Genomic DNA, 22828 nt, shown 5'->3' with positions numbered 1-22828 from the left:
GTCTTTGACTTGCTTAGACGTCGCAGACCATGGCAGTGACCTTTATACCGAGCTCCAGAGTGGAGAGGGGTTTAACTGTCGTATGTGGCCGTGAGCACCCATCGAAGGTGTATTGATGTCAGTGTTTACTAAGCTGTATTTTGTTGTCGCTTTAGTCTCCTTCTTACTGGTGGTTTTCACACTCCGTAAAGCTAAGCCACTGCATACCTTTACCGCGATGTTTTTTGTGCTGCACACTCTGGTGGCTGAACATCCCATTATTCATATGATTTGGCAACTGGGATTGACCCTGTTGGCACTATCATTAGGCACACTGGATACGTCGTTAGGGCAGTACGGTTTAGCGCTATTTATGTTGAGCTGGTTAGGGAAATTATTTTTGCTAACACAGAGCGCGGCGGCAGGTAGCGTGTTGCATCAAGCGTTGTTAAAGGGGTTGGGTAGTGACTATCGCCAGCGTATCCCCGCAGATAGGTTAGCGGTATTAAATCAGGCAGTAACAGCTGATCATTTGTTAAAGCCGTTTTCGTTTAAACGCGATAACGTCACCGTGCAAAAGGACATTTGTTACGGCGATGAAAAGTACGGAAATCGAAACTTACTCGATATTTATTCAACAACACAAACAACCAATACTCCACGACCTGTTTTATTGTCGGTTCACGGTGGAGGGTGGATCATGGGCACCAAAGGCCATGATGCGCAACCATTGTTACACCATATGGCTAGCCTGGGATGGGTATGCGTCGCTATTAATTACCGTTTGAGCCCCAAGGCGACTTTTCCTGAGCATATTATCGATGTGAAGCGTGCCATTATGTGGGTGAAGCAAAACATCCATGAGTACGGCGGAGATCCTGAGTTCGTGGCGATTGTGGGTGGTTCGGCTGGTGGCCACTTGAGTTCACTGGCGGTTGTTAGCGCTAATAAAAAGGAATGGCAGCCGGGCTTTGAATCGGTCGATACCAGCCTACAGGCGGGAGTCCATAATTATGGGGTGTATAGTTTTGTTTCGGAGGGAGCCGAAAGCTTTGTTAAGCAATCAGAAAAATTATTTACCAGGCATATATTTAAGCAAAGCCGACAAGATAACCCATTACTTTGGGAGCAGGCTTCACCAGACAGCTACATAAACGCGGCACTTGGTAAGACCTTACCGCCGATGTTTTTTATTCACGGCAGTCACGATACAACGGTACCCCCTGACTTTTCGCGGCAATTTTTTGAACGTTTAAAGGATGCTAAGCACCGCGCACTGGTTTATGCCGAGCTGCCCTATGCAAAGCATGGTTATGACGTCACTCAATCACTAAGAGGAGGTCAGGCACTGGATGCAGTCGCTGAGTTTCTTGAGTGGAGTTATGCGCGGTACAAAAATCAGGTGGTAGCGGATAGCAGCATAGAATCTATCCCTTCAAATAATTCTTGATAGAGAAGAGCCATATGAAATTTCGAATGATTTTACATTGGGTTTACCCATCGGTGTTCATGATCTCGGGCCTGTATCTGTTAGTAGGGGGCTATCAGCTTATCACTTTAGGTGGTAGTTGGTGGTATGGCATTAGTGGCATTTTATTAATAGTGTCTGGAGGTTTGCTCGCTGCGGGCCATCGTTTCGGCTCTTGGTTGTATGGTCTGTTTTTAGCGTACACCATCATTTGGGCACTGAGTGAAGTTAGCCTGAATTTATGGGCCCTAATGCCGCGCTTAACCCTGTGGCTGGTATTGGGCCTGTGGTTGCTGACACCGTGGCTACAACAGACAATAACTAAGGGGCCGCAGAGTTTATTTAGTCAGGCTATTGCTTGGCGACTATTGTCAGCAACAGTGCTTGCGGTAGTCGTGCTGTTAGTGACTGTGATTGTGCGTGATTTACCCGTCGAACCTGTGTCTATAGCATCTATTGCAACTGAACATACGCCTAATGATAGTGAGTGGCGCAATTACGGCAATGATGCCGGTGGTAGTCGTTATGCAGCCCTTGCGCAGATTACTCCAGCCAATGTTAAGCAATTGGAGCTGGCATGGAGCTATCAAACCGGTGATGTTGCCGACGGCAAGGGCTATGCCTATGAGGCAACACCCTTAAAAATTGACAACAGCCTCTATTTTTGTACGCCGGGAGGCCGCGCTGTAGCCATTGATGCGAACACCGGTGAGGAGCTCTGGCAGTTTGATCCACAAGTTAAAGACATAGGTAAGTGGGGTTTACTGGCATGCCGTGGGGTCTCTTATGCAAAAGTGGCCGATGAAGGTGTGTGTTCTGAACGTATTATCTGGGGCGCCCCCGATTCGATGATTCATGCGGTCGATGCTCATACCGGCTTGCATTGTTCCGACTTCGCCGACCATGGCGCCTTGTCTATGCTAGAAGATTTAGGCGATATGCCTGCCAATACCGTGTATGTCACTTCACCGCCGGTCATTATTAATGGCTTGATCGTGTCCGGTATGGCGATAAACGACAATGTGTCTATTGATATGCCCTCGGGTGTGATTCGCGCCTTTGATGCGGCCACGGGTGACTTGCGTTGGGCGTGGGATATGGGGGCACCGGAGCGCATTGGCGCACCGGACGAAGGTGAAACCTATACCCGTAGTACCCCTAATGCATGGGCGCCACTGTCTGCGGATGTTGAATTAGGGCTGATTTATGTACCTATGGGTAATCCGGCGCCCGATCACTGGGGTGACAAGCGCCGTCCATTTGATGAAAAGTACGGTAGCGCCATTGTTGCATTGGATGCAGTAACAGGGCGCGAGCGTTGGTCCTTCCAAACCGTGCATCACGATGTATGGGATTTTGATATTCCGTCGCAGCCTGTACTTACCGATATTCCAACAGCGAGTGGTGTCAAGCAAGCGCTGATCCAGGCCACTAAGCAAGGTGATATTTTTGTGCTTGACCGGCGCACCGGCGAAGCCATTATTCCAGTAACGGAAGTGCCTTTTCCGCAGCACCCGACAATTAACCGCCATTTAGCGGCTACACAGCCGCAATCGGCCATCAGTGTTACGCCAGGACCATTAACAGAAGCAAGCATGTGGGGGGCAACACCGTTTGACCAGCTCTCCTGTCGTATAAGTTTTCGTTCTTCTCGCTATGAAGGCAAATACAGTTTACCTGACCTTAGCCAGTCCTTGCACAATCCGGGGCTTGCTGGGGTGACTAATTGGGGCGGTGTTTCGGTGGATAAGCAACGCAATATATTGATTGCTAATAGTAATAACATTCCCTATCTGCTAACCATGTTTGCACGTGAGGACGATGAAGATCCTACTCAAGAGTCCAGTCATCTGGATGGCATGAAAACCATGGATGGCACCCCGTACAAGGTTGAATTCAAACCCTTTTTAAGCCCATTGTTTGTACCCTGTGTGCAACCACCCTGGGGCAAGCTGCATGCCATCGATTTGGTAACGGGCGAGCCTTTATGGGAAAGAAGTGTTGGCACGGCGCGTAATACCGGCCCTCTTGGACTAGGGCAACCCTTGCCTTTACCTGTTGGTACGCCACAGTTTGGCGGCGCACTGGTTACCCAAAGTGGTTTGGTGTTTTCTGCGGGCACTGCGGATAGCTATTTTCGTGCTTACGACGTAATCACGGGCGATGAACTTTGGCGCGTAGAATTGCCCGCAGGTGGCCAGGCCACACCAATGACCTATACCGCTAACGGTCGCCAGTATGTGGTCATCGTTGCCGGCGGCAGTGTGATGATGGGGACCAAGGCGGGTGATTATGTTAGAGCCTATGCCTTGCCAGAGGAAAATTAACGGGCATGCACCATAACTTTCGTGTAAAGGTAACCCGGCATAATTCGCAGTGACTATAGCAAAGCAGAAAAACAGCAAAGCAAAAAAACAGCAAAGCCAAAAAAAATGGTCTGAATTGTCAGGGCTTTCTTTTATGCAGAGGAAGCGCCGTTTTATAGCGAACCTGCTTTAATGCGAAGCTGGAACGAATTTTTTCAACCTCAGGCATGGGAGACAAGTGATCAACAATAAAACGCTCTACTGCGGCTATGTCGGGCATTGCGATTCGAATTAAATAGTCCGCGTTGCCCGTCATAAGATAGCACTCCATGACAGCATCGTGAGAGCAAACGCGTTCTTCAAAGTCTTGCAGTAGTTTCCGGCTTTGTGCTTTTAAGCTGATAGAGATAAAAACATTGATGTCGAGCCCGAGGTGGCTTGGTTCCAGCAGGGCTACATAGCCGCGGATCAGGCCACTGGATTCCAGTCGCTTGACTCTAGCAAGACAGGGAGAGGGGGAGAGGTTTACTCGTTTGGCCAGTTCTGCATTGGAGATTTTACTGTCTCTCTGCAGTTCTTGGAGGATTTTTTGATCTGTAGTATCAATATTCATGTGTCTGCCAAAAGGGGTATTTGAAGCATATTATGCCTGAATAAGCCTGATAGGCAACGTAAATAAGCACAATAGGCTGTGGTGATTGGTTTACAATAAGCGCAAAGAGGACACAATTATGGCACCGTTAAATCCCATTATTTTACCAACAGATAACGACTCACATGAACTTGCAGAGTGGTGTGAATCGCTGCAAGCACTAGTAGCTAATGCAGGACCAGAACAAGCGCGTCACATCCTGGATGCACTGGCAACGATCGCACGCGACCCCGCTATCGGTTGGCAGCCTGCTTATGGTTCGCCGTATATTAACACCATCCCATTAGAGCGGCAGCCGAGCTTTCCCGGTGATTTGCCCGTGGAGGAACGGCTGGCATCCATTATGCGGTGGAATGCTCTGGCTATGGTGGTAAGAGCCAATCAAGCCTATGGTGAACTGGGGGGGCACATCGCCAGCTATGCAAGTGCTGCCGATCTTTTTGAGGTTGGCTTCAACCACTTCTTCCGTGCTAAGGACGCGACCTTTGGTGGTGATCTGGTATTTTACCAGCCCCATTCAGCACCAGGCGTCTATGCGAGAGCTTTTCTGGAAGGTCGACTCTCCCAGACTGATTTGCAGCACTACCGCCAGGAAGTTACAGCCCAACGAGTAGGCGCTCAAGGGCTGTCAAGTTACCCACATCCGTGGTTAATGCCGGATTTCTGGCAGTTCCCCACAGGCTCCATGGGTATCGGGCCTATGAACTCGATCTATCATGCTCGGTTTATGCGCTACCTTGAGCATCGTGGTTTACAGGACAACGGCGATAGGAAAGTCTGGGGTGTATTTGGTGACGGTGAAATGGACGAGCCCGAAAGTATGTCCGCACTTAGTCTTGCCGCCCGTGAAGGCCTGGATAATCTGGTTTGGGTCGTTAACTGTAACTTACAGCGTTTGGATGGGCCGGTTCGAGGCAATGGTCGGGTTGTTGATGAATTGGAAACGCAGTTCAACGGTGCCGGCTGGAACGTTATCAAGTTGTTGTGGGGTTCCGATTGGGATGGTCTGTTTGCGATGGATAGGGAAGGTGCGTTGGTTCGTACTTTTGCCGATACGGTCGACGGCCAGTTCCAGACGTTCGCTGCAAAAGATGGCCGCTATAACCGCGAGCACTTCTTTGGTCAAAACGAAGCTTTGTCTAAATTGGTATCGGGGTTAACCGACGAACAGATTGACCGTCTCAAGCGTGGCGGTCACGACTTAACCAAAATTTATGCGGCATATCATGCAGCTGTAGGTCACAAGGGACGTCCTACTGTGATCCTGGCGCAGACAAAAAAAGGCTATGGAATGGGGGAGGCTGGTCAAGGCAAAATGACCACCCATCAGCAAAAGAAACTCGATAAGGAAGCATTGCTGAGCTTCCGTGATCATTTTAAGTTGCCTTTGTCCGATGAAGATACCGCAGCGCTGAATTTTTATAAGCCTGCAGACGATAGTCCGGAAATGCGTTATCTACACGAGCGACGCAAATCCCTGGGTGGTTACATGCCGACACGACTGTCGCACGCGGACACTGTCACTGTGCCACCGCTGTCGAAGTATGGCAAGTTTGCACTGCAGGCAGATGGTAAGGAAATGTCTACTACCATGGCGTTCGTGCGCATGATGAGCACTTTGTTAAAAGATAAGGCACTGGGGCCACGTGTTGTGCCCATCGTTGCCGATGAGGCGCGTACCTTTGGTATGGCGAATTTGTTTAAACAAATTGGTATTTATTCGAATGTTGGACAGCGTTATGAGCCGGAAGATATTGGCTCTATCCTAAGCTACCGAGAGGCTAAAGACGGCCAAATTCTTGAAGAGGGAATAACGGAAGCGGGTGCTATCAGCTCATGGATTGCCGCGGCAACCAGCTACTCAGTACACGGCATTCGTATGCTGCCACTGTATATTTATTATTCAATGTTTGGCTTTCAGCGCATTGGAGACTTCATCTGGGCAGCTGGTGATCAGCGTGCTCGGGGCTTTTTGATGGGGGCCACTGCAGGTCGTACAACCTTGGGTGGTGAAGGTCTTCAGCATCAGGATGGTCAAAGCCATTTGATAGCTTCTACTGTACCTAACTGTCGCGCTTATGACCCGGCTTTTGCTGGCGAGCTAGCGGTGATTATGGATCACGGTATGCGTCAAATGTTAGAGCAAGATGAAGATGTATTTTATTACGTTACGGTGATGAATGAAAACTATGCTCAGCCTTCGCTAGCCGATAATGTCAGTACTGATATTATCAAAGGAATGTATTGCCATAGCAGTAAACATCTCGACCAGGCTAAGGCTAAAGTTCGCTTACTTGGCTCCGGTACGATTATGCTTGAAGTGTTGGCCGCTGCAGAAATGCTGGCTACAGATTGGCATATTGAATCCGATGTTTGGAGCGTCACCAGTTACACCGAGTTGGCGCGTGATGCACAAGTGGTTGAGCGCTGGAATCGCTTACACCCTACTGAGGAGCAGCGTTGCAGTTTTGCAGCAAGCTGCCTTGAAGGCGATGATCCGGTGATTGCAGCATCAGACTATGTTCGAGCGTTGCCTCAGCTGATCTCTTCTTATATAGAGCCACGCTTAACCGTTCTTGGTACTGACGGGTATGGTCGCAGTGATACGCGGCCGGCATTGCGCGACTTCTTCGAAGTGGACCGCAATCATATAACCATTGCCGCACTTTCCAGCTTGGCACAGCAAGGCAGAATTAAACCTGAACTGTGCGCGCAAGCAATTGATAAATACGGTGTTGGTACTGACAATCCTGCCTCCTGGGAGTGCTAATTATGGCAACTATAATCGAAATACGGATGCCTGACATTGGTGGTGCAGCCAATGTTGAAGTGATTGAGGTGTTTAGGGCTATCGGAGATAAACTTGAGATTGATGATGAGTTGATTTCTGTGGAAACCGATAAGGCTACCATGGAGATTCCGGCGCCTTCAGCGGGAATATTGAAGGAGCTTAAAGTTGGCGAAGGTAGTAAAGTCAGTGAAGGAGATCTGATAGCGCTGTTGGAAATTGTTACGGCTGCAGGTGATGTGACAGCGGCCGCAATCGATGTGCCAGGGCCAACTGAGCGGGTTTCAGAGGTGCGAGCCAGTGCGCCGCAATCGACAGCACGTCAAACTGAAGTTGCGAAACCTGCCCCGCTGACGTCACCGGCGATAACAGCTAATGCCGCCACTTCTGAGGGCGCCGCGCTGCCTTACGCTTCGCCTTCTATTCGAAAACTGGCCCGGGAGTTACTTGTACCTATAGGGTCGATTTCCGGTACCGGTGCCAAGGGACGGATTTCTCGGCAGGATGTTTATTCCTATGTGAAAAATATTATGAGCGGTCAGTCTTCAATGGCGGATGCTGCTGCACCAGCAAGCGGTGGCGGGTTTGCTGATCTTCTACCCTGGCCAAAAGTAGATTTTGCAAAGTTCGGTCCCGTGCAGCGGCGGCAACTGTCCCGTATTCAAAAAATCAGCGGTGCCAATTTACACCGCAACTGGGTAACTATCCCTCATGTGACTAACCATGAAGATGCGGATATAACTGATTTGGAGGCCTTCCGCCAACAACTTAATGAAGAAAACAAAAAAGCGGGAATCAAAGTCACCTTACTTGCTTTTTTGGTTAAGGCCAGCGTGGCTGCACTTAAGAAGTTCCCTGAATTTAACGCCAGCCTTGATGGTCAGGAAATTATTCTTAAGGGTTACTACAATATTGGTTTTGCCGCTGATACCCCCAACGGCTTGGTAGTTCCGGTAATTCGCGATGTGGATAAAAAAGGTGTACTGGACATCGTTGTAGAGATGAGTGCGCTAGCTGAGAAAGCGCGAGAGGGTAAGCTGAGTGCTGCCGATATGAGTGGTGGTTGCTTCTCAATATCTTCTTTGGGGGGCATTGGTGGCACTTATTTTACACCGATAATTAATGCGCCAGAGGTGGCAATTATGGGCGTTGGAAAGTCGCGAACCCAGATGATATGGAATGGTGAAAAGGCTGAACCCAGGCTTATTTTACCACTGAGCCTGAGTTGGGATCATCGCGTGGTCGACGGGGCCGTGGCAGGTCGCTTCAATGCGTATCTGGCATCGCTGTTGACCGATTTTCGGCGGATCATTTTATAGGTGTATCTTTTAGGAGAATATCGTGGCGACAGTTAATATTACCGTGCCAGATTTGGGCGGTGCTGAAAATCTCGAAATTATTGAAATTTCAGTAGCGGTAGGTGATGAGGTAGAGGCACAAGCCAGTTTACTTTGTTTAGAGAGTGACAAATCCACCATGGATATCCCTGCACCTGAGGCAGGAACTATTGTTGAACTTAAGGTTCAGCTCGGCGATAAAGTGAGTGAAGGCACTTTAATTGCCGTGTTAGAGCAAGCCGATATTGTTAAACCGGAAGCACTCGCTACACAGCCCGTCGTTAAGGCCGCAGTTACATCTGAAGTTGCTACGCCCGCTTCATCGGTAACCGGTGCAGCTATTGAATGTGATTTGGTAGTTGTTGGTGCCGGCCCTGGTGGTTATTCTGCCGCGTTTCGCGCGGCTGATCTTGGCTTAAAGGTGGTGTTGGTAGAGCGTTACGGCACCCTCGGTGGTGTTTGTTTGAATGTCGGTTGCATTCCCTCAAAGGCATTGCTGCATGTAGCGGCAGTGATGAGGGAGGCTCAGCATATCAGCAGTTCGGGTGTGGAGTTCGGAGCGCCCAAGGTAGATGCTGATCGCTTGCGAGGGCATAAAGATTCGGTTGTTGCCAATCTTACCGGCGGTCTTGCGGCTATGGCGAAAATGCGAAAGGTTCAACGGCTGCAAGGTATTGCACAGTTTCACGGTGCCAACCATGTGCGGGTAGAGGGTAACGGTGAAGCTCGGTTAGTAAGCTTTAAGCGCGCTATTATTGCCACTGGCTCTCGTCCTGTAAAATTGCCGTTTCTACCCGAGGATGACCGGATTGTTGATTCCACCGGCGCACTAGGGTTGAAATCTATTCCCGAGCGTATGCTGATTATTGGTGGCGGTATTATCGGCCTGGAAATGGGCACTGTCTATTCAGCCTTGGGCACTGAGGTTGATGTGGTGGAAATGCTGGACGAAATGATGCCTGGCGCTGACACAGATTTGGTTAAAGTTTGGAGGAAATCAAATAAAGATCGATTCAGTCGCTTAATGACCAAAACCAGCGTGACCAAGGCAGAAGTAGTTGATGAGGGTATTCGAGTCACATTTGAAGGCGATAATGCACCCTCTGACACTTGTATCTATGATCTGGTGCTCGAATCTGCGGGCAGACGACCCAATAGTGATTTGCTAGCGCTGGAAGCAGCAGGTATTGCGATTGACGAGCGCGGCTTTATTGCCGTAGATGACCAAATGCGTACCAATATAGCTACCATTTTTGCCGTTGGCGATATTGTCGGCCAGCCGATGTTGGCTCATAAGGCTGTTCACGAGGCGCATATAGCCGCAGAGGTGGTGGCTGGAGAGCTACTGGGCGATGATAGCCTCAGTCGGCAAGCTTATGATGCAACCGTGATTCCTGCCGTAGCTTATACAGACCCGGAAGTTGCCTGGGCGGGGCTAAACGAAAGCCAGGCCAAAGAGTCAGGGCGCGATGTAGAAATTGGTGTATTTCCATGGAGTGCCAGCGGTAGGGCATTGGCCAACGGCCAAAGTCAGGGCTTCACCAAATTACTGTTTGATGTCGACACTAAGCGTATTATCGGGGGCGGTATCGTTGGTGCTCATGCAGGTGATCTGATCGGTGAAGTGGCACTGGCTATCGAAATGGGTGCAGATGCGGTGGATCTAGGTAAAACAATACACCCTCACCCCACCTTGATTGAAACACTGAGTTTTGCGGCTGAGGTAGCTGAGGGAGTGTGCACTGATCTGCCACCATCAACACGACATTAGCTTAGGTGCAAGAGTCTAAGTTTTCAATGGTAAACGCTTAGCTGGATGTAGCCTGTTTTAACGGGGCATCGACCGAGTAAAAGGTAGTATTTCCCCTCACCAATCTATCACTTACCTGGAATAGGATAATCGCCGCTTTTATTCTTTCTCAAGCGCTTCGCAGTTGCATCTCCGCCGGTTTCATGCTGGCGTTTCAAAGGCATAGGTAATAATTAAAGTAATAACAAGATTGCAGTGCCGGCGCCGGGTTATAGGACCTGTGTAGCATCAATCCTTCAGGACCAATCTTTTGAAGATAGCCACCAGGCTTATCTATTAGCAAACCAATTTGAAAGTAGGTTGCGAATGGATAAGGCGTGGAGCTACCTACAAAAAGGTAGCAGCTTTCAATAACGCGAAGCCTTTATTGTTAGAACCTATCGGCAGCATTGATATGTTCTATAAGAGATATTAAGTAGCAATCAAGTAAGGTTTGGCTCAATAATCGTGCAATCTTTGGGCGGCCATTCCATCAAAAGCAACGAGGTGGACTTTACGTTACACATACCAAATGTTGAACCAGGAATTGGCTAATAATTTTAGTCAGTCACTATCTTGGGTCAATAGCGTGTAATTGAGTAACGACGTTGGTGTCGCCATGACGACTTTAAGGCGGCGTTAAATCGTGGCAGATAATAATTGCGACGAATTACGAGTCTTGTAATGCTAATCGATGATTGTGTTAGTTGGTGGTCAGGAATGCTGCCTCTGTGATATTCCATCACTAGAATAATAACCGTCGGCCGGCAGCCTGATTCTTGATGAAAATAATTTATATTGGAGATAGGTAATGAATGTTATTGAATTAGGTGCCGGTGGAGGTTTGGATAAGCTGGCCTTGGTACAGCGTGAAATACGTAAGCCTGGCCTTGGCGAAGTGTTGATCCGCAATTATGCCAGTTCATTGAATTTTCACGATTACGCTGTGGTGACTGGTCATTTACCCACGGCGGCTGGAATTGTTCCAATGTCTGATGGCGCCGGTGAGGTAATCGAGATAGGTGAAGGAGTTACCGACCTGGACTCCGATTGTGCGTTTTCTATTGGTAATAAAGTTATAAGTTTGTTTTGTTCCACCTGGGATGATGGTGGACCGACTGCATCACGCTTAGAGGCTGTCCCGGGTGATAGTATGGACGGCTTTGCTGCGGAGTATGTAACCGTACCTGCCACAGCGTTAACCCGTGCCCCAATAGGTTACAGCCATCAGGAAGCGGCAACATTACCCTGTGCGGCCTTAACTGCATGGAGAGCATTGATGGTAAATGGCTCGTTGAAAATGGGTGATACTGTATTGGTGCAGGGCTCGGGTGGTGTTTCTATCTTTGCCTTACAATTTGCCAAGGCCGCAGGTGCTACGGTCATCGCTACATCTTCATCCGATGAGAAGCTTGAAACGCTAAAGGCGCTTGGTGCAGATCATTTGATAAATTATCGAACCCGGCCTGAATGGTCTAGTGTCGTTCTGGAAATCACTGCAGGCGTAGGTGTGGATCACGTTATCGAAGTAGGCGGCCCCACCACGCTACCCCAATCTCTCATGGCCTGCCGTATTGGTGGGCATATTGCCATGATTGGCGTTTTGACGGGGCGCGAAGGTGTCGTACCAACGGGTTTACTTTTAAGAAAGAATATTCGCTTGCAAGGGTTGACGGTTGGTAATCGCCGTCAACAATTGGATATGGTGCGAGCGTTGGAATCATCAGGTATTCGCCCGGTAATAGATTCAACCTTTGCTTTGGCCAATATTGCTGATGCTTTCCGCTATCAGGAATCCGGTAAGCACTTTGGAAAAATCACGCTTGATTTGAGTTAGTTTTGTGCGCTGTTGTGCCAATTGAAAGAGCTCGCTGAATATCGGGCGGCGATAATCAACAAAAGTGAATGCTGATGAGCTGGTGTGGTCCTGACATTATTCTATCCAAAATCAATACATCAAAATCAAGATTCAAACAAAAGTCGGTGGCTCTGTGCCGCCGATTATTATCAGGATGATAATTCTGTGGTAATGGTAGATCGAATAAAAGTGTTGAAAGCGTATATTAATGCAAAATAATAGGCCGAGAAAACCACATATGTCGGCAGTAATAGCATTGCTTTGGTGCTATTGAAACAGAGGCATAGTATATGAAGTTTCCCGGCTATATGACCTTAACAGGCAGTGTTCTGTTTGCTATTTCCGGCATTTATTTACTGGTTGGTGGTAGTCAATTATTGATTCTGAATGGTACTGCCTATTATCTTGTGGCAGGGCTATTTTTCACCATTGTTGGCGTACTACTCTATTTTCATAGTCGCTATACCGTAGCTGTATATAGTGCCTATTTTTGTGGCACCGTTATTTGGGCTTTATTAGAAGTGGGTTTGCAATTTTGGCCTTTGCTGCCAAGGTTGACCTTGCCAGCCGTTTTAATGCTGCTACTGTTGTTGCTGATGCCGAATATTCAGCCTGCATCCAGCCAGAGTTACTTGCGTCTTGCGCGAGTCGCTAGCGGTGGTTTGTTGCTGGCTTTAGTAGCGATGTTGGTTGTTATGTTTCAACCACAGGGGGTTATAAAGCCCCGCCTGAGTAACTCCGCAGAGGCGTTTGAAGCTAACCCCATGATTGCTAATGCAAAGAGTGATTGGCGCGCCTACGGTCATACTAATGCAGGCACCCGTTATGTACAGCTAGACCAAATTAACCGCAGCAATGTTCACGAATTGGAAGTCGCATGGACCTATCGAACAGGTGAAGTTACAGGACCACCAGGCGGTATCGAAAATCAAAACACGCCAATACAGGTAGGCGAGAGCTTATTTATATGCACGGGTGACAATGTTGTACACGCACTGCACGCCGAAACGGGACAGCCATTGTGGGTGTATGATTCGAAAATGGTTTCAGAGCTGCCATGGCAGCGATGCCGAGGAGTCTCTTATCATCAGTCGAACGATAATGCTTCACTATGTCCAGAGCGCATTATTATGGCTACGGGGGATGCAAAGCTCTGGGCGATAAACGCATTGACAGGCAAAGTTTGTACGGATTTTGGTGACCAGGGCGCAGTCAATCTGCGAGAAAATATTGGCCGTCAAATGGAAGATCTGTATACGCAGACGTCTGCACCATTGATTGCCAATAACATTATTGTGGTTGGCGGCATGATAGTGGATAACCAAAGCATCAATGAGCCTTCCGGCGTTATTCGTGGCTTTGACGTATTAACAGGTGAGTTGATATGGGCTTGGGATTTGGGCAATCCCTCAATTACCAAGCTGCCCCCCGAAGGTGAAACCTATACTGAGGGTACCCCCAACGCCTGGACAACCCTGAGCTTTGATGCAGAACTGGGTTTGGTTTATGTACCGCTCGGTAATGCGACACCCGATTATTGGGGCGGAGATCGTAGCCCGGAAATGGAAGCCTATACCGATGCGCTGGTTGCTCTGGATATTAGTACCGGGCGTGAGCGGTGGAAGTTTCAAACCGTACATCACGATTTATGGGATTTCGATTTAGCTTCGCAACCCGGTTTGTACGATATTCCCGATGGTAAGGGCGGAATTCTGCCTGCGGTTGTTCAGGCGACCAAAGTTGGCCAAATATTCGTGCTGGATCGCCGCACCGGAAAACCACTTACCAAAGTAGAAGAAAAGCCGGTGCCACAGGGCGTAGAAGTCGGAGAGTGGTTATCGCCCACGCAGCCCTTCTCGACTGGCATGCCTGCGTTGGGCAATGAAGTGCTCAGTGAAACGGATATGTGGGGGGCAACATTATTTGATCAGTTACTGTGCCGGATAGCGTTTAAAAAATTAAATTATGCAGGCATGTTTACGCCTATCACCACCGAGCCTGGTTTGGGTTATCCCAGTAATTATGGTGGCATGAACTGGGGTAGTGTTGCCATTAACGGCGGTAATGACTACCTAATTGTCAATGACATAAGAATGCCAATGACAAGAGAATTGCTAACGCAAAATGAAATAAGCCAACGTATGCCGGAAGAGTTTGGCGAAGGTGATGCTGTCTATCCTCAATCCGGCACACCTTACGGCTTACAGGCGAAACGTTTTTTTTCGCCCCTGGGAATTCCCTGTAAGGCACCGCCATACGGCGCCATTACTGCAATAGACCTAAAAACGCAAAAGATTGTCTGGCAGCATCCTTTAGGCAGTTTAAAAGATACTGCGTTGGCTGGTATTAAAATTCCATTTGAAATTCCAGTCGGCATGCCCAGTTTAAGTGGTCCTATGACAACGGCAGGCGACTTGGTGTTCTTTGCGGGCACGACGGATTACTTTTTACGAGCCATGGACCTTCGTACTGGTGAAACACTATGGAAGGGTCGCTTGCCGGTTGGTTCACAGGGCACCCCAATGACCTATACCAGCGGTCAAAATAATCGACAGTTTGTGGTGGTGTCGGCAGGTGGCGCGCGCGAGTCAAGTGATCGAGGTGATTACATTATCGCCTACGCCCTACCAGAATAACGAAGCTTGCTGTCCTGACGCAGACGAATGGTGGATGGAAACATTACTACAGGAGTTGCTAGACACGGCCGATTATTGAACCAGTGCACCACTGCTATTTTATGCAGGTTGGCATTTGTCGGTTAATTTAGAGATGAATTAAGCGTAGATTGTTGCCAGTGGCGCCGTGTCATCCTGCGCAATATTAGTGAAGATTGACTAGAAATAACATTAGTGGACTATTGCCAAAGAGGATTAAAAATAATGAGTAGAAGTAATAAAGTACTTTGGCTGCGCAGCAGCACCGACACGCATCCGGCATTCTCAGCATTGCCGATTCCGTTTGTGCATACGGCTGAATTTAATGAACCGCAAATGTTACGTGATTGGGCGGCGGGTAAAAACCGAGACCAGCGATTTCCCACTGAACCTGCCGAAGGCGTAAGAACGATTCGTTCCATTGGCGAACGGGTTGAACATGGGGTTCTCAGTACAGACCGGCACCTTAAAATTGTTATTTCTGGTTCCGTTGAAGTTACCGCCGTTGATGGCACCAGGGAAACACTACTACCCGGTGACATGGTGTTGTCAGATGATCAACAGGGCGATGGACATAGTCTGCGTTATCTTGGCGACTGCCGCGTGATTGAACTTTTGGTCGGTGATTGGGCACCGGCAGAAGTGATGCCCTACCCACCGATGACATGGCCAGCGCCTTCGGCTACACGTGAACCGTCGTTGCTGCGAATGTATAGCGGCGTTGACGGCCAGTCGTACTTTTCCACCTTTACTGAATTGTTTGATCATGGATCAGGCCAACCAACTCCGTGGATTCCCACCGAAGGGTTCTATTTTGTCAGCATGGGTGATCCGCTGTTCCTGGATTGGCACCCTGAAGATGATAATAACCTGGTGATTGTTCTCAGCGGCGAGTTGGAACTACACGCCGACAGTGATGGTGGCGTAAATCGTATTTTTGGTCCTGGCGATATTTGTCTTGCCGAGGACTTAACTGGCAAAGGGCATACTGATTATTTACGCGGTGGTACCAAAATGCTGATTGCCCGAATCCCCGCTGAGTATCTATGGCCATCGAACTACCAATCCGTAGGCTAGATAATCCTTCAAATCTATTGAACCACCATAGAAACTATAAATCGGAGAAGAAAAGCATGGCTGGTATTGATGGCGTAGTCCGTACTGAAGGATCTGTCCTCAAGGGCAATGCCCCCACTATGGAGACCAGATTAACCGGCTTCGATTATATTCTTGGTAACACCCCCGTAAGGCGCGTACTCTATTATGACAAGCCTTTGAATATTGAGCTGCTTAAAGCGGGGTTACGTGAAACTCTCGCATACTACCCCACCATGCAAGGGCGAATAAAAAGAATACCTGACGGACTGGCAGTGTTTGCTGACAATCAAGGTATTGTATTTATTGACGTGGAAAGCTCAGCCTGCATGCCGGAAATTGGCCTGCATGCCCCCGAACATGACACCAGTCTCTACGCTCCGGAATTTGATCTGCCTGCAATTTTAAAAGGTGAAGAGCCTATGTTTAAAATTCAGGTGACCAACTTCAGCAATGGCTGCATTCTGGGCTTGAGCACGACACATCTACTGGTAGATGGCGGCACCTTCTGGAATTTTGTGGAGGACTGGGCCAGGTTGATGAATGGTGAATCGGTGACAGAATTGCCGGCCATGAATCGTGATTTAATTTTTGAACAGGCCTCGGGAGATGGTAGTCAGCCATCTACCAGTATGAAGTTAAAGAAAATGAACCTGGCGGCAAAATTAAAACTGATCTGGCAACTAATCATTGGCCCGAAAAAGAATGCCGCGGCTATGTGGTATTTTGATGAAGAGTGCATTGCCGCATTAAAAACCTACTCCGAGGAGCAGCAGCTATCACGTTTCGACCTGATGGGAGCCATGTTGTTTAAGCTGTTAGCAAATGAGATCGATTCTGGCGATGACATTCAGGTTGGCAGCATTTATAACCTGAGGCTTTTATCGGCACTGCCCATTCCTACCACTTATATCGGCAATGCGCTCGCTACCATACCCAAATTGTTCAAAAAGCAGGATTTGCGTCAAGCTACTATCGGCAGTATTGCTCAGCAAATCAGGAGCTCTAAAAGCACTATTACTACAGAAGGTCTGCAACAGGATTTGGCGTACTACCAGCGTCAGGTCAGAGAAGGGAAGCTCAGTAAAGAGGGACGCATTACGGCAATTTCAGAAGTCATGTTTGCTACTATGGGCGGCAACGCCTACCCCTACAATATTTGGGCCTTTCCAATCTACAATTTTACGATTCAAGGCAATACAGCGGTTTGGTACGACTTTGTCGCTTCAAGTATTTTTAAAATTATGAATTTGATTATTGTTATGCCCGCGCCACAAGGAGGTTTGCTGGTCAAAGTATTGACCCGTAAAGACCGTATCAATGCGCTTGCCAGAGAGCTTGGAATAGTCAATAAACGACCTGACATTAATGTTCTTAGAAACCTAAACTAATCGCCAACATACAAAAGACTCAAACTGGTTTTCCTTAAAACATACTATAAGAGAGTAGCCCATGAACGGATTAAATCTTGGAGATTTGTTGGCTCGCCGAGCTAAAGTTTCAGCTGATCTGGAGGCATCGGTAGAGCCAGATCGAGATGTTCGTTTAACCTACAGGCAACTTAATGCCAAGGCCAATCAGTGTGCCAACATGTTCAGTGAACTTGGTTTTAAGGCTGGTGAAAGAGTAGCGTTCTTATTGCCAAACGGCCACGAATTTATCGCGTCGCTTTATGGGGCGGCGAAGTTGGGCATTGTGGTGGTGCCCTTAAACACTCGCCTGACGGGTACTGAACTGGCGTACATTGTAAACAACAGCGGTGCCAAGAGCATAATCTACGATGCTTCCTTTGCATCATTATTGAAAGCAATTCTAAACAACCCTGATCACGAGGTAAGTTTTACCCATCTTATCGAAGTCGGTGGTGCGACGTCAGTTGATGGCGCTGTTTCTTTTGAAACACTGATCGGTAGTGCCAGCGAGCAGAATGTTTTATCTGATTTCGGTGGCGATGACAACCTGTTTATCATGTATACCTCTGGTACCACCGGGGCCCCTAAAGGTGTGGTGCACACTCACAATAGTGCACTTTGGGCGTCGCTGACCTGGATCAGTGTGATGGATGTGCGCGAAGCCGATCGCGGCTGGGCGCCATTTCCTATGTTCCACGTCGCCTCCCTGACGCTGTTGATCATGGCGGTTCAGGTGCCCATGACGCTGGTGACTACCAGAGAGTTTAACCCGGTTTCCGCCTGGGATGTGCTGGAACTGGAGCGTGTGAATATAGGCGGCGGTGTACCAGCAATGCTCAATTTTATGCGCCAGGCGCCCGGGTTTACAACAGCCAAGATAGACGACCTTCGCTTTATGATTGGTGCCGCAGCGCCGATGCCGGTAGAACTTATTGAAACCTATTCTCGCAGGAATGTTGATGTAGTCCAGGCTTACGGATTGACGGAATCGGGCGGTGGTGGTTGTTCACTTGCCAGTGCCTACAGTATCAGCAAAGTCGGCTCCATCGGTAAGCCCATGCTTTACACTGAAGTCAAAATTGTCCATCCCGATGGTACTGTAATTGCTCCTGGTGAAAACGGCGAGATCCTGATCAGGGGTCCACACGTGATGAAGGAGTATTGGAACAATCCGGAAGCCACAGCATCTACTTTGGTAGATGGCTGGTTACATACGGGGGATGTGGGTACGATAGATGAAGATGGATTTATCTTTATCCGTGACCGCCTCAAAGACATGATTATTTCTGGCGGTGAAAACATTTATCCTGCCGAAGTAGAAAATATTCTGGCATCCCACCCCGGTGTACTTGAAGCCGCTGTTATTGGCCAGCCGAGCGAAAAATGGGGCGAATCTCCCTTGGCTGTCATTGTTCGTAAAGACGACAGCGCAACGGCACAATCCCTGCTGGACTATTGCCAGGCCAGATTGTCCCGTTACAAGCAACCCAAGCGCTTTGTCTTCATCGAATCGTTACCGCGTAATGCGTCAGGAAAAATCTTGAAAAAAGAACTTCGTAAACAATTCCCTGGGCCAGCAGATCAGTAACAAAAAACACGTAGGCTACAGGTTTGACCTGATGAACGGGAGAGCCCACTGTTAAATCAGGTCTTTAGAAAGTTTAACTAATATTATCTATCAAGGATTGCGTCATGGAAAAGTCCAATGTTATAGATTACCTGCTCTACAAAATGGAGCACCATAACATGCCTAGCGTGATTATGAGTGGAGCTATGATCCTCGAGTCACATGTTAATGGCGAACTTCTCAACGCCACCGAAATGGCTAACCATCTGGCAGCAAAATTGGAAAATGTCCCTCTATTGCGCTCCAAGTTTGTTGAAGCTCCTTTGGGTTTGGCTCATATGCGTCGAATTGAAGATTCAAAGTTCGATATATGGGATCATGTTTTAATTGATTCCCTGCCGGCACCGGGCGGTTACGATGAATTAACTGCTTACATTGAAACGCATTGCGAAGATCTCAAAGCTCCGCATCTGTGGCATATTATTATTTTGCAAGGGCTCAAGGATAATAGATTGGCCATTATTACCAGGTTTCATCACGCCCTTGCCGATGGCATGGGTGCAGGAAAAGCGATGGACCCTATTTACAGTTTGGAGCCCAAAGAATTACAGACGCCCACATACCCTGTGAAAAGTTTTCCCAAAGATCCAACCTTGTTGGATCTATACACTTTTAGTTTAAAAGATTCGGTCGAACGTTTGTGGGATTCATCCAGGTTTCTTGTCAATAATGCTACCGGCATTGGCCAATTTATAGGTGCCCAGGCCAAAGAGAAGCTGTTCAAAACGAAAAACAAGGTTGAGGAAAAGCCGCAGGTAATACGTACTTCTCTTAATATCTCCAAACACTCGATGACGCATACCTCCTCTTATAAAACATTGCCAATTGCGGATATTAAAACGCTGGCGAAATATTTTGATGGAACGATCAATGATATCTGCCTGTTTTTGTATACCTACGCACTGGAATCCTACTTTGAGAGCAATAGTGAAAGCATAGGCATCGATCTCATTTGTGGTGTCCCGGTGAGTGTCAGGGAAGCGGGAGATGTGGAAGGAGGTAACCAGCTCTCCGTAATGTACTGTAATCTTCACAACTCTATCAAGGATCCAGTCAAGCGGCTTCAATCTATCATTGCGGAAACCAAAAGCCAAAAACTTGCGCTAGAGGAAAAAACCTCCGTTGTCAGTCTTGATGATGTTGGCAGCTTGGTGCCTCCTGTTACGATAAGTGCACTGTTATACCTGGCTAGTAAATTTAATCTTGCCGAGCGTTTTCCAGACAAGATTCATATGATGAATGCATTGTTAACCAATGTGCCAGGTCCCAGATTTCCTGTGTATATCGGTAATGGTCTGATGGTAGAGAATATCGCGATGCCACCCATACTGGATGTTATGGCATTGACCACTGCGGTAACCTCAACCTACACGAATGTGACCTTTGGCTTTCATGGAGATGCCCGAGTGGTGAAAGATAAAAACTCATTTGTCCGTGGCATTGAAATTGGTATGGAAAAGCTTGGTAAACAGGCCGCGCTGGATAAAACTGCATCGATAAAATCGCCCGCTAAGGTAAAGGCATCTGTTTCCAGGAGTGAGACTGCGACAGATAAGGGGATTCAATAACAGTGAAATTCCAGCGTATAAAGGCAGTGGATCCAGCTTTGCTTGATGCTCACCGTATGGTTGACCTTCGCAAATGCAGAATAAGAAAAAATAGCTGGTCAAACAAACTCAGTTAGGAGATTAAATACAATGGCTTTCCGATTAGCTGCATACTTGATATTTTCCGTGATTATGCTAACTGCTTGCAACCAGCATAATACTGAAAATTCACATGCCGACAAAAGTGAGGATACTATCGTATCGTCTGAAAAAGTCGATCAGATTACCAGCAAAGCGCAAAATGGAGATTGGCCTTCCTATGGTTTGGACTACAGCGAGCAGCGCTTTAGCCCGTTAACAGAGATCAATGTAGATAATGTCAAACAGCTTGGTTTAGCGTGGTCATTGGATTTGGCGGGTGAACGTATTCTGGAGGCGACGCCACTGGCTATTGACGGCGTGCTTTATTTCACTGGGCACGATTCCTCGGTGTATGCCGTCGATGCAGTAAAGGGCGTGCTATTGTGGAAATATAACCCGGAGCACTGGAAACATAACCCAATACATATGCGTTACATTTTTCCGGTAAACCGAGGGGTTGCCTATTTAGACGGCAAAGTATTTGTTGGCACCCTGGATGGCCGTTTGGTTGCACTGGATGCCAAAACCGGTAGGGTACGCTGGGAAACCAAAACCGTTGCTAATGGATCAAAGCATACCATTACCGGCGCCCCTCGGGCTTATAAGGGTAAAGTGGTTATTGGTAATGGCGGTGGAGACATAGGCTTACGAGGCTATATGAGTGCTTACGACGCAGAAACGGGTAAGATGCTTTGGCGGTTTTACACCGTGCCTGGCAACCCTGCAGACGGATTTGAAAATGCGGCGATGGAAATGGCTGCTAAGACCTGGCATGGGGAGTACTGGAAAACAGGCACAGGGGGTACAGTATGGGATAGCATGACCTATGACCCGGAACTCAACCAACTATACATTGGTACCGGTAATTCCGGGCCCTATGACCCCGCATTGCGTACGCAGAGTAAAGGCGATAATTTGTTTCTAGCCTCTATCGTCGCGCTGAATGCCGATAGCGGCGAATATATTTGGCACTATCAGGTAAACCCGCAAGAAGCATGGGATTATAAAGCCACCGCCAATATGATTCTGGCAGATTTAACCATTGATGGCGCCCAGCGTAAGGTGGTAATGCAGAGCCCAACGAATGGGTTTTACTACGTTATAGATCGTATAACAGGTAAGCTTATTTCAGCTGAAAAAATTGGCAAGGTAACTTGGGCTGAACGCATTGATTTGGAAACCGGCAGGCCGGTAGAAGCGGAGAACATTCGCTACGAAAACGGCCCGGTCACTATTTGGCCAAGCGCCAAAGGCGCACATAATTGGGAATCAATGTCGTTTAACCCTACCGCAGGTCTAGCTTATATCCCGTACATGCAGCTTGGAATGACAGTGACTTTACTTGAAAATCCATTGGAGCATGAAGGCCCTGGGGCAACTTTGGCGGGTGCGGTTGCGGACGAAGATGACGGTACCGGCTCCCTATTGGCCTGGGACCCAATTGCACAGAAGGCGCAATGGAAAGTTAAATACCCCACTCTGGATAATGGCGGCACCATGACAACCGCTGGCAACCTCGTGTTTCAAGGGGAGGCAAACGGTTTGTTTCACGCTTATCGTGCCGATACAGGTGAGGCCCTGTGGCAGTTCGATGCCAAGCTGGGTATAGGCACTTCGGCTATCACGTACGAGGTTGATGGAACACAATATGTTTCACTTTTGGTCGGTGGGCCTCGTTCTATTTTTAACCACGGCTGGAAATTCAATTTACAACCGCGACGGTTATTAACATTTGCCATAGGCGGAACGGCAAGCCTTCCCGCAACTGCGCCAGCGGATACTTCCTTTGCGCTTTTAGATGACCCGACTCTGGTAATTGATTCGGCCGCAGCTGAACGCGGCGCGCAACTCTTCGAAGATAAATTTTGTTATTACTGCCACGGCGGGGGCGCGATTTCCCCCGGTGGTCCCGCACCGGATTTAAGGGAATCGGCTATTGCCCTGAACTACGAAGTCTTTCGGCATATTACGACCAGTGGTGCGTTAATGTCTAGAAGCATGCCGAAATATGATGATTTGTCGGAGACGGATACAAAAGATATTTTTATGTTTATACGCGCTCAGGCACGAAACGCACTAAATGCATCAGTAGGCGCAGATACTGCTATCGGGGCACACTAAGAACGTTGGTTTGCGTTTGCGGGGGTCTGAACCAATCTATTATTAACAACGATA

13 protein-coding genes are annotated in these 22828 nt (G+C 48.2%); 12 read left to right on the top strand and 1 reads right to left on the bottom strand.

Annotated elements, in window-relative coordinates; genetic code table 11:
- Window positions 1–115 precede the first annotated feature (115 nt).
- Both G8764_RS04510 and G8764_RS04505 read left to right on the top strand, forming a co-directional pair.
- On the top strand, window positions 116–1429 hold the full coding sequence (locus tag G8764_RS04510) for an alpha/beta hydrolase (RefSeq protein WP_166162252.1): 1314 nt from the start codon (window positions 116–118) through the stop codon (window positions 1427–1429).
- 14 nt (window positions 1430–1443) lie between these two features.
- Entirely contained in the window at window positions 1444–3774 is a 2331-nt protein-coding gene (locus G8764_RS04505; RefSeq protein WP_166162250.1) for a membrane-bound PQQ-dependent dehydrogenase, glucose/quinate/shikimate family, read from the top strand.
- A 118-nt stretch (window positions 3775–3892) separates the two neighbouring features.
- Here the strand turns inward: G8764_RS04505 and G8764_RS04500 are convergent, their stop codons facing one another.
- A complete protein-coding gene (locus tag G8764_RS04500; protein WP_166162248.1) occupies window positions 3893–4366 on the bottom strand; it encodes an Lrp/AsnC family transcriptional regulator in 474 nt (157 codons plus the stop codon).
- Between the two features lie 118 nt (window positions 4367–4484).
- On the opposite strand from G8764_RS04500, the gene mdeB reads away from it, so the two are divergent.
- From mdeB to G8764_RS04450, 10 genes are all read left to right on the top strand, one after another.
- Window positions 4485–7175, top strand: coding sequence for an alpha-ketoglutarate dehydrogenase (gene mdeB, locus G8764_RS04495; RefSeq protein ID WP_166163063.1), 2691 nt, complete (start codon window positions 4485–4487; stop codon window positions 7173–7175).
- Window positions 7176–7177: 2 nt separating this feature from the next.
- On the top strand, window positions 7178–8512 hold the full coding sequence (gene aceF / locus G8764_RS04490) for a dihydrolipoyllysine-residue acetyltransferase (protein WP_166162246.1): 1335 nt from the start codon (window positions 7178–7180) through the stop codon (window positions 8510–8512).
- Between the two features lie 22 nt (window positions 8513–8534).
- The gene (gene lpdA / locus G8764_RS04485; protein ID WP_166162244.1) at window positions 8535–10301 is read left to right on the top strand and encodes a dihydrolipoyl dehydrogenase; all 1767 of its coding nucleotides are present in this window, start codon (window positions 8535–8537) and stop codon (window positions 10299–10301) included.
- Between the two features lie 829 nt (window positions 10302–11130).
- Window positions 11131–12156 carry a zinc-dependent alcohol dehydrogenase family protein gene (locus G8764_RS04480; RefSeq protein WP_166162242.1) on the top strand — a complete coding sequence of 342 codons (1026 nt, stop codon included), beginning with the start codon at window positions 11131–11133 and terminating at the stop codon, window positions 12154–12156.
- Between the two features lie 311 nt (window positions 12157–12467).
- Window positions 12468–14813, top strand: coding sequence for a membrane-bound PQQ-dependent dehydrogenase, glucose/quinate/shikimate family (locus G8764_RS04475; protein ID WP_207951660.1), 2346 nt, complete (start codon window positions 12468–12470; stop codon window positions 14811–14813).
- A 243-nt stretch (window positions 14814–15056) separates the two neighbouring features.
- Window positions 15057–15908, top strand: coding sequence for a cupin domain-containing protein (locus G8764_RS04470; protein ID WP_166162240.1), 852 nt, complete (start codon window positions 15057–15059; stop codon window positions 15906–15908).
- A 56-nt stretch (window positions 15909–15964) separates the two neighbouring features.
- A complete protein-coding gene (locus G8764_RS04465; protein WP_166162238.1) occupies window positions 15965–17317 on the top strand; it encodes an acyltransferase in 1353 nt (450 codons plus the stop codon).
- A 61-nt stretch (window positions 17318–17378) separates the two neighbouring features.
- Complete coding sequence (locus tag G8764_RS04460) at window positions 17379–18926, top strand: class I adenylate-forming enzyme family protein (protein ID WP_166162236.1); 1548 nt, start codon at window positions 17379–17381, stop codon at window positions 18924–18926.
- Between the two features lie 104 nt (window positions 18927–19030).
- Entirely contained in the window at window positions 19031–20533 is a 1503-nt protein-coding gene (locus G8764_RS04455; protein WP_166162234.1) for a wax ester/triacylglycerol synthase domain-containing protein, read from the top strand.
- Between the two features lie 129 nt (window positions 20534–20662).
- On the top strand, window positions 20663–22774 hold the full coding sequence (locus G8764_RS04450) for a PQQ-dependent dehydrogenase, methanol/ethanol family (RefSeq protein ID WP_166162232.1): 2112 nt from the start codon (window positions 20663–20665) through the stop codon (window positions 22772–22774).
- The last annotated feature ends 54 nt before the right edge of the window (window positions 22775–22828 follow it).

The sequence above is a fragment of the Pseudomaricurvus alcaniphilus genome (genome assembly GCF_011440395.1).
Lineage (GTDB): Bacteria > Pseudomonadota > Gammaproteobacteria > Pseudomonadales > Cellvibrionaceae > Pseudomaricurvus > Pseudomaricurvus alcaniphilus.
Note: the sequence above shows the minus strand (reverse complement) of the source record. Positions and strands in the feature narration are given on the sequence as shown.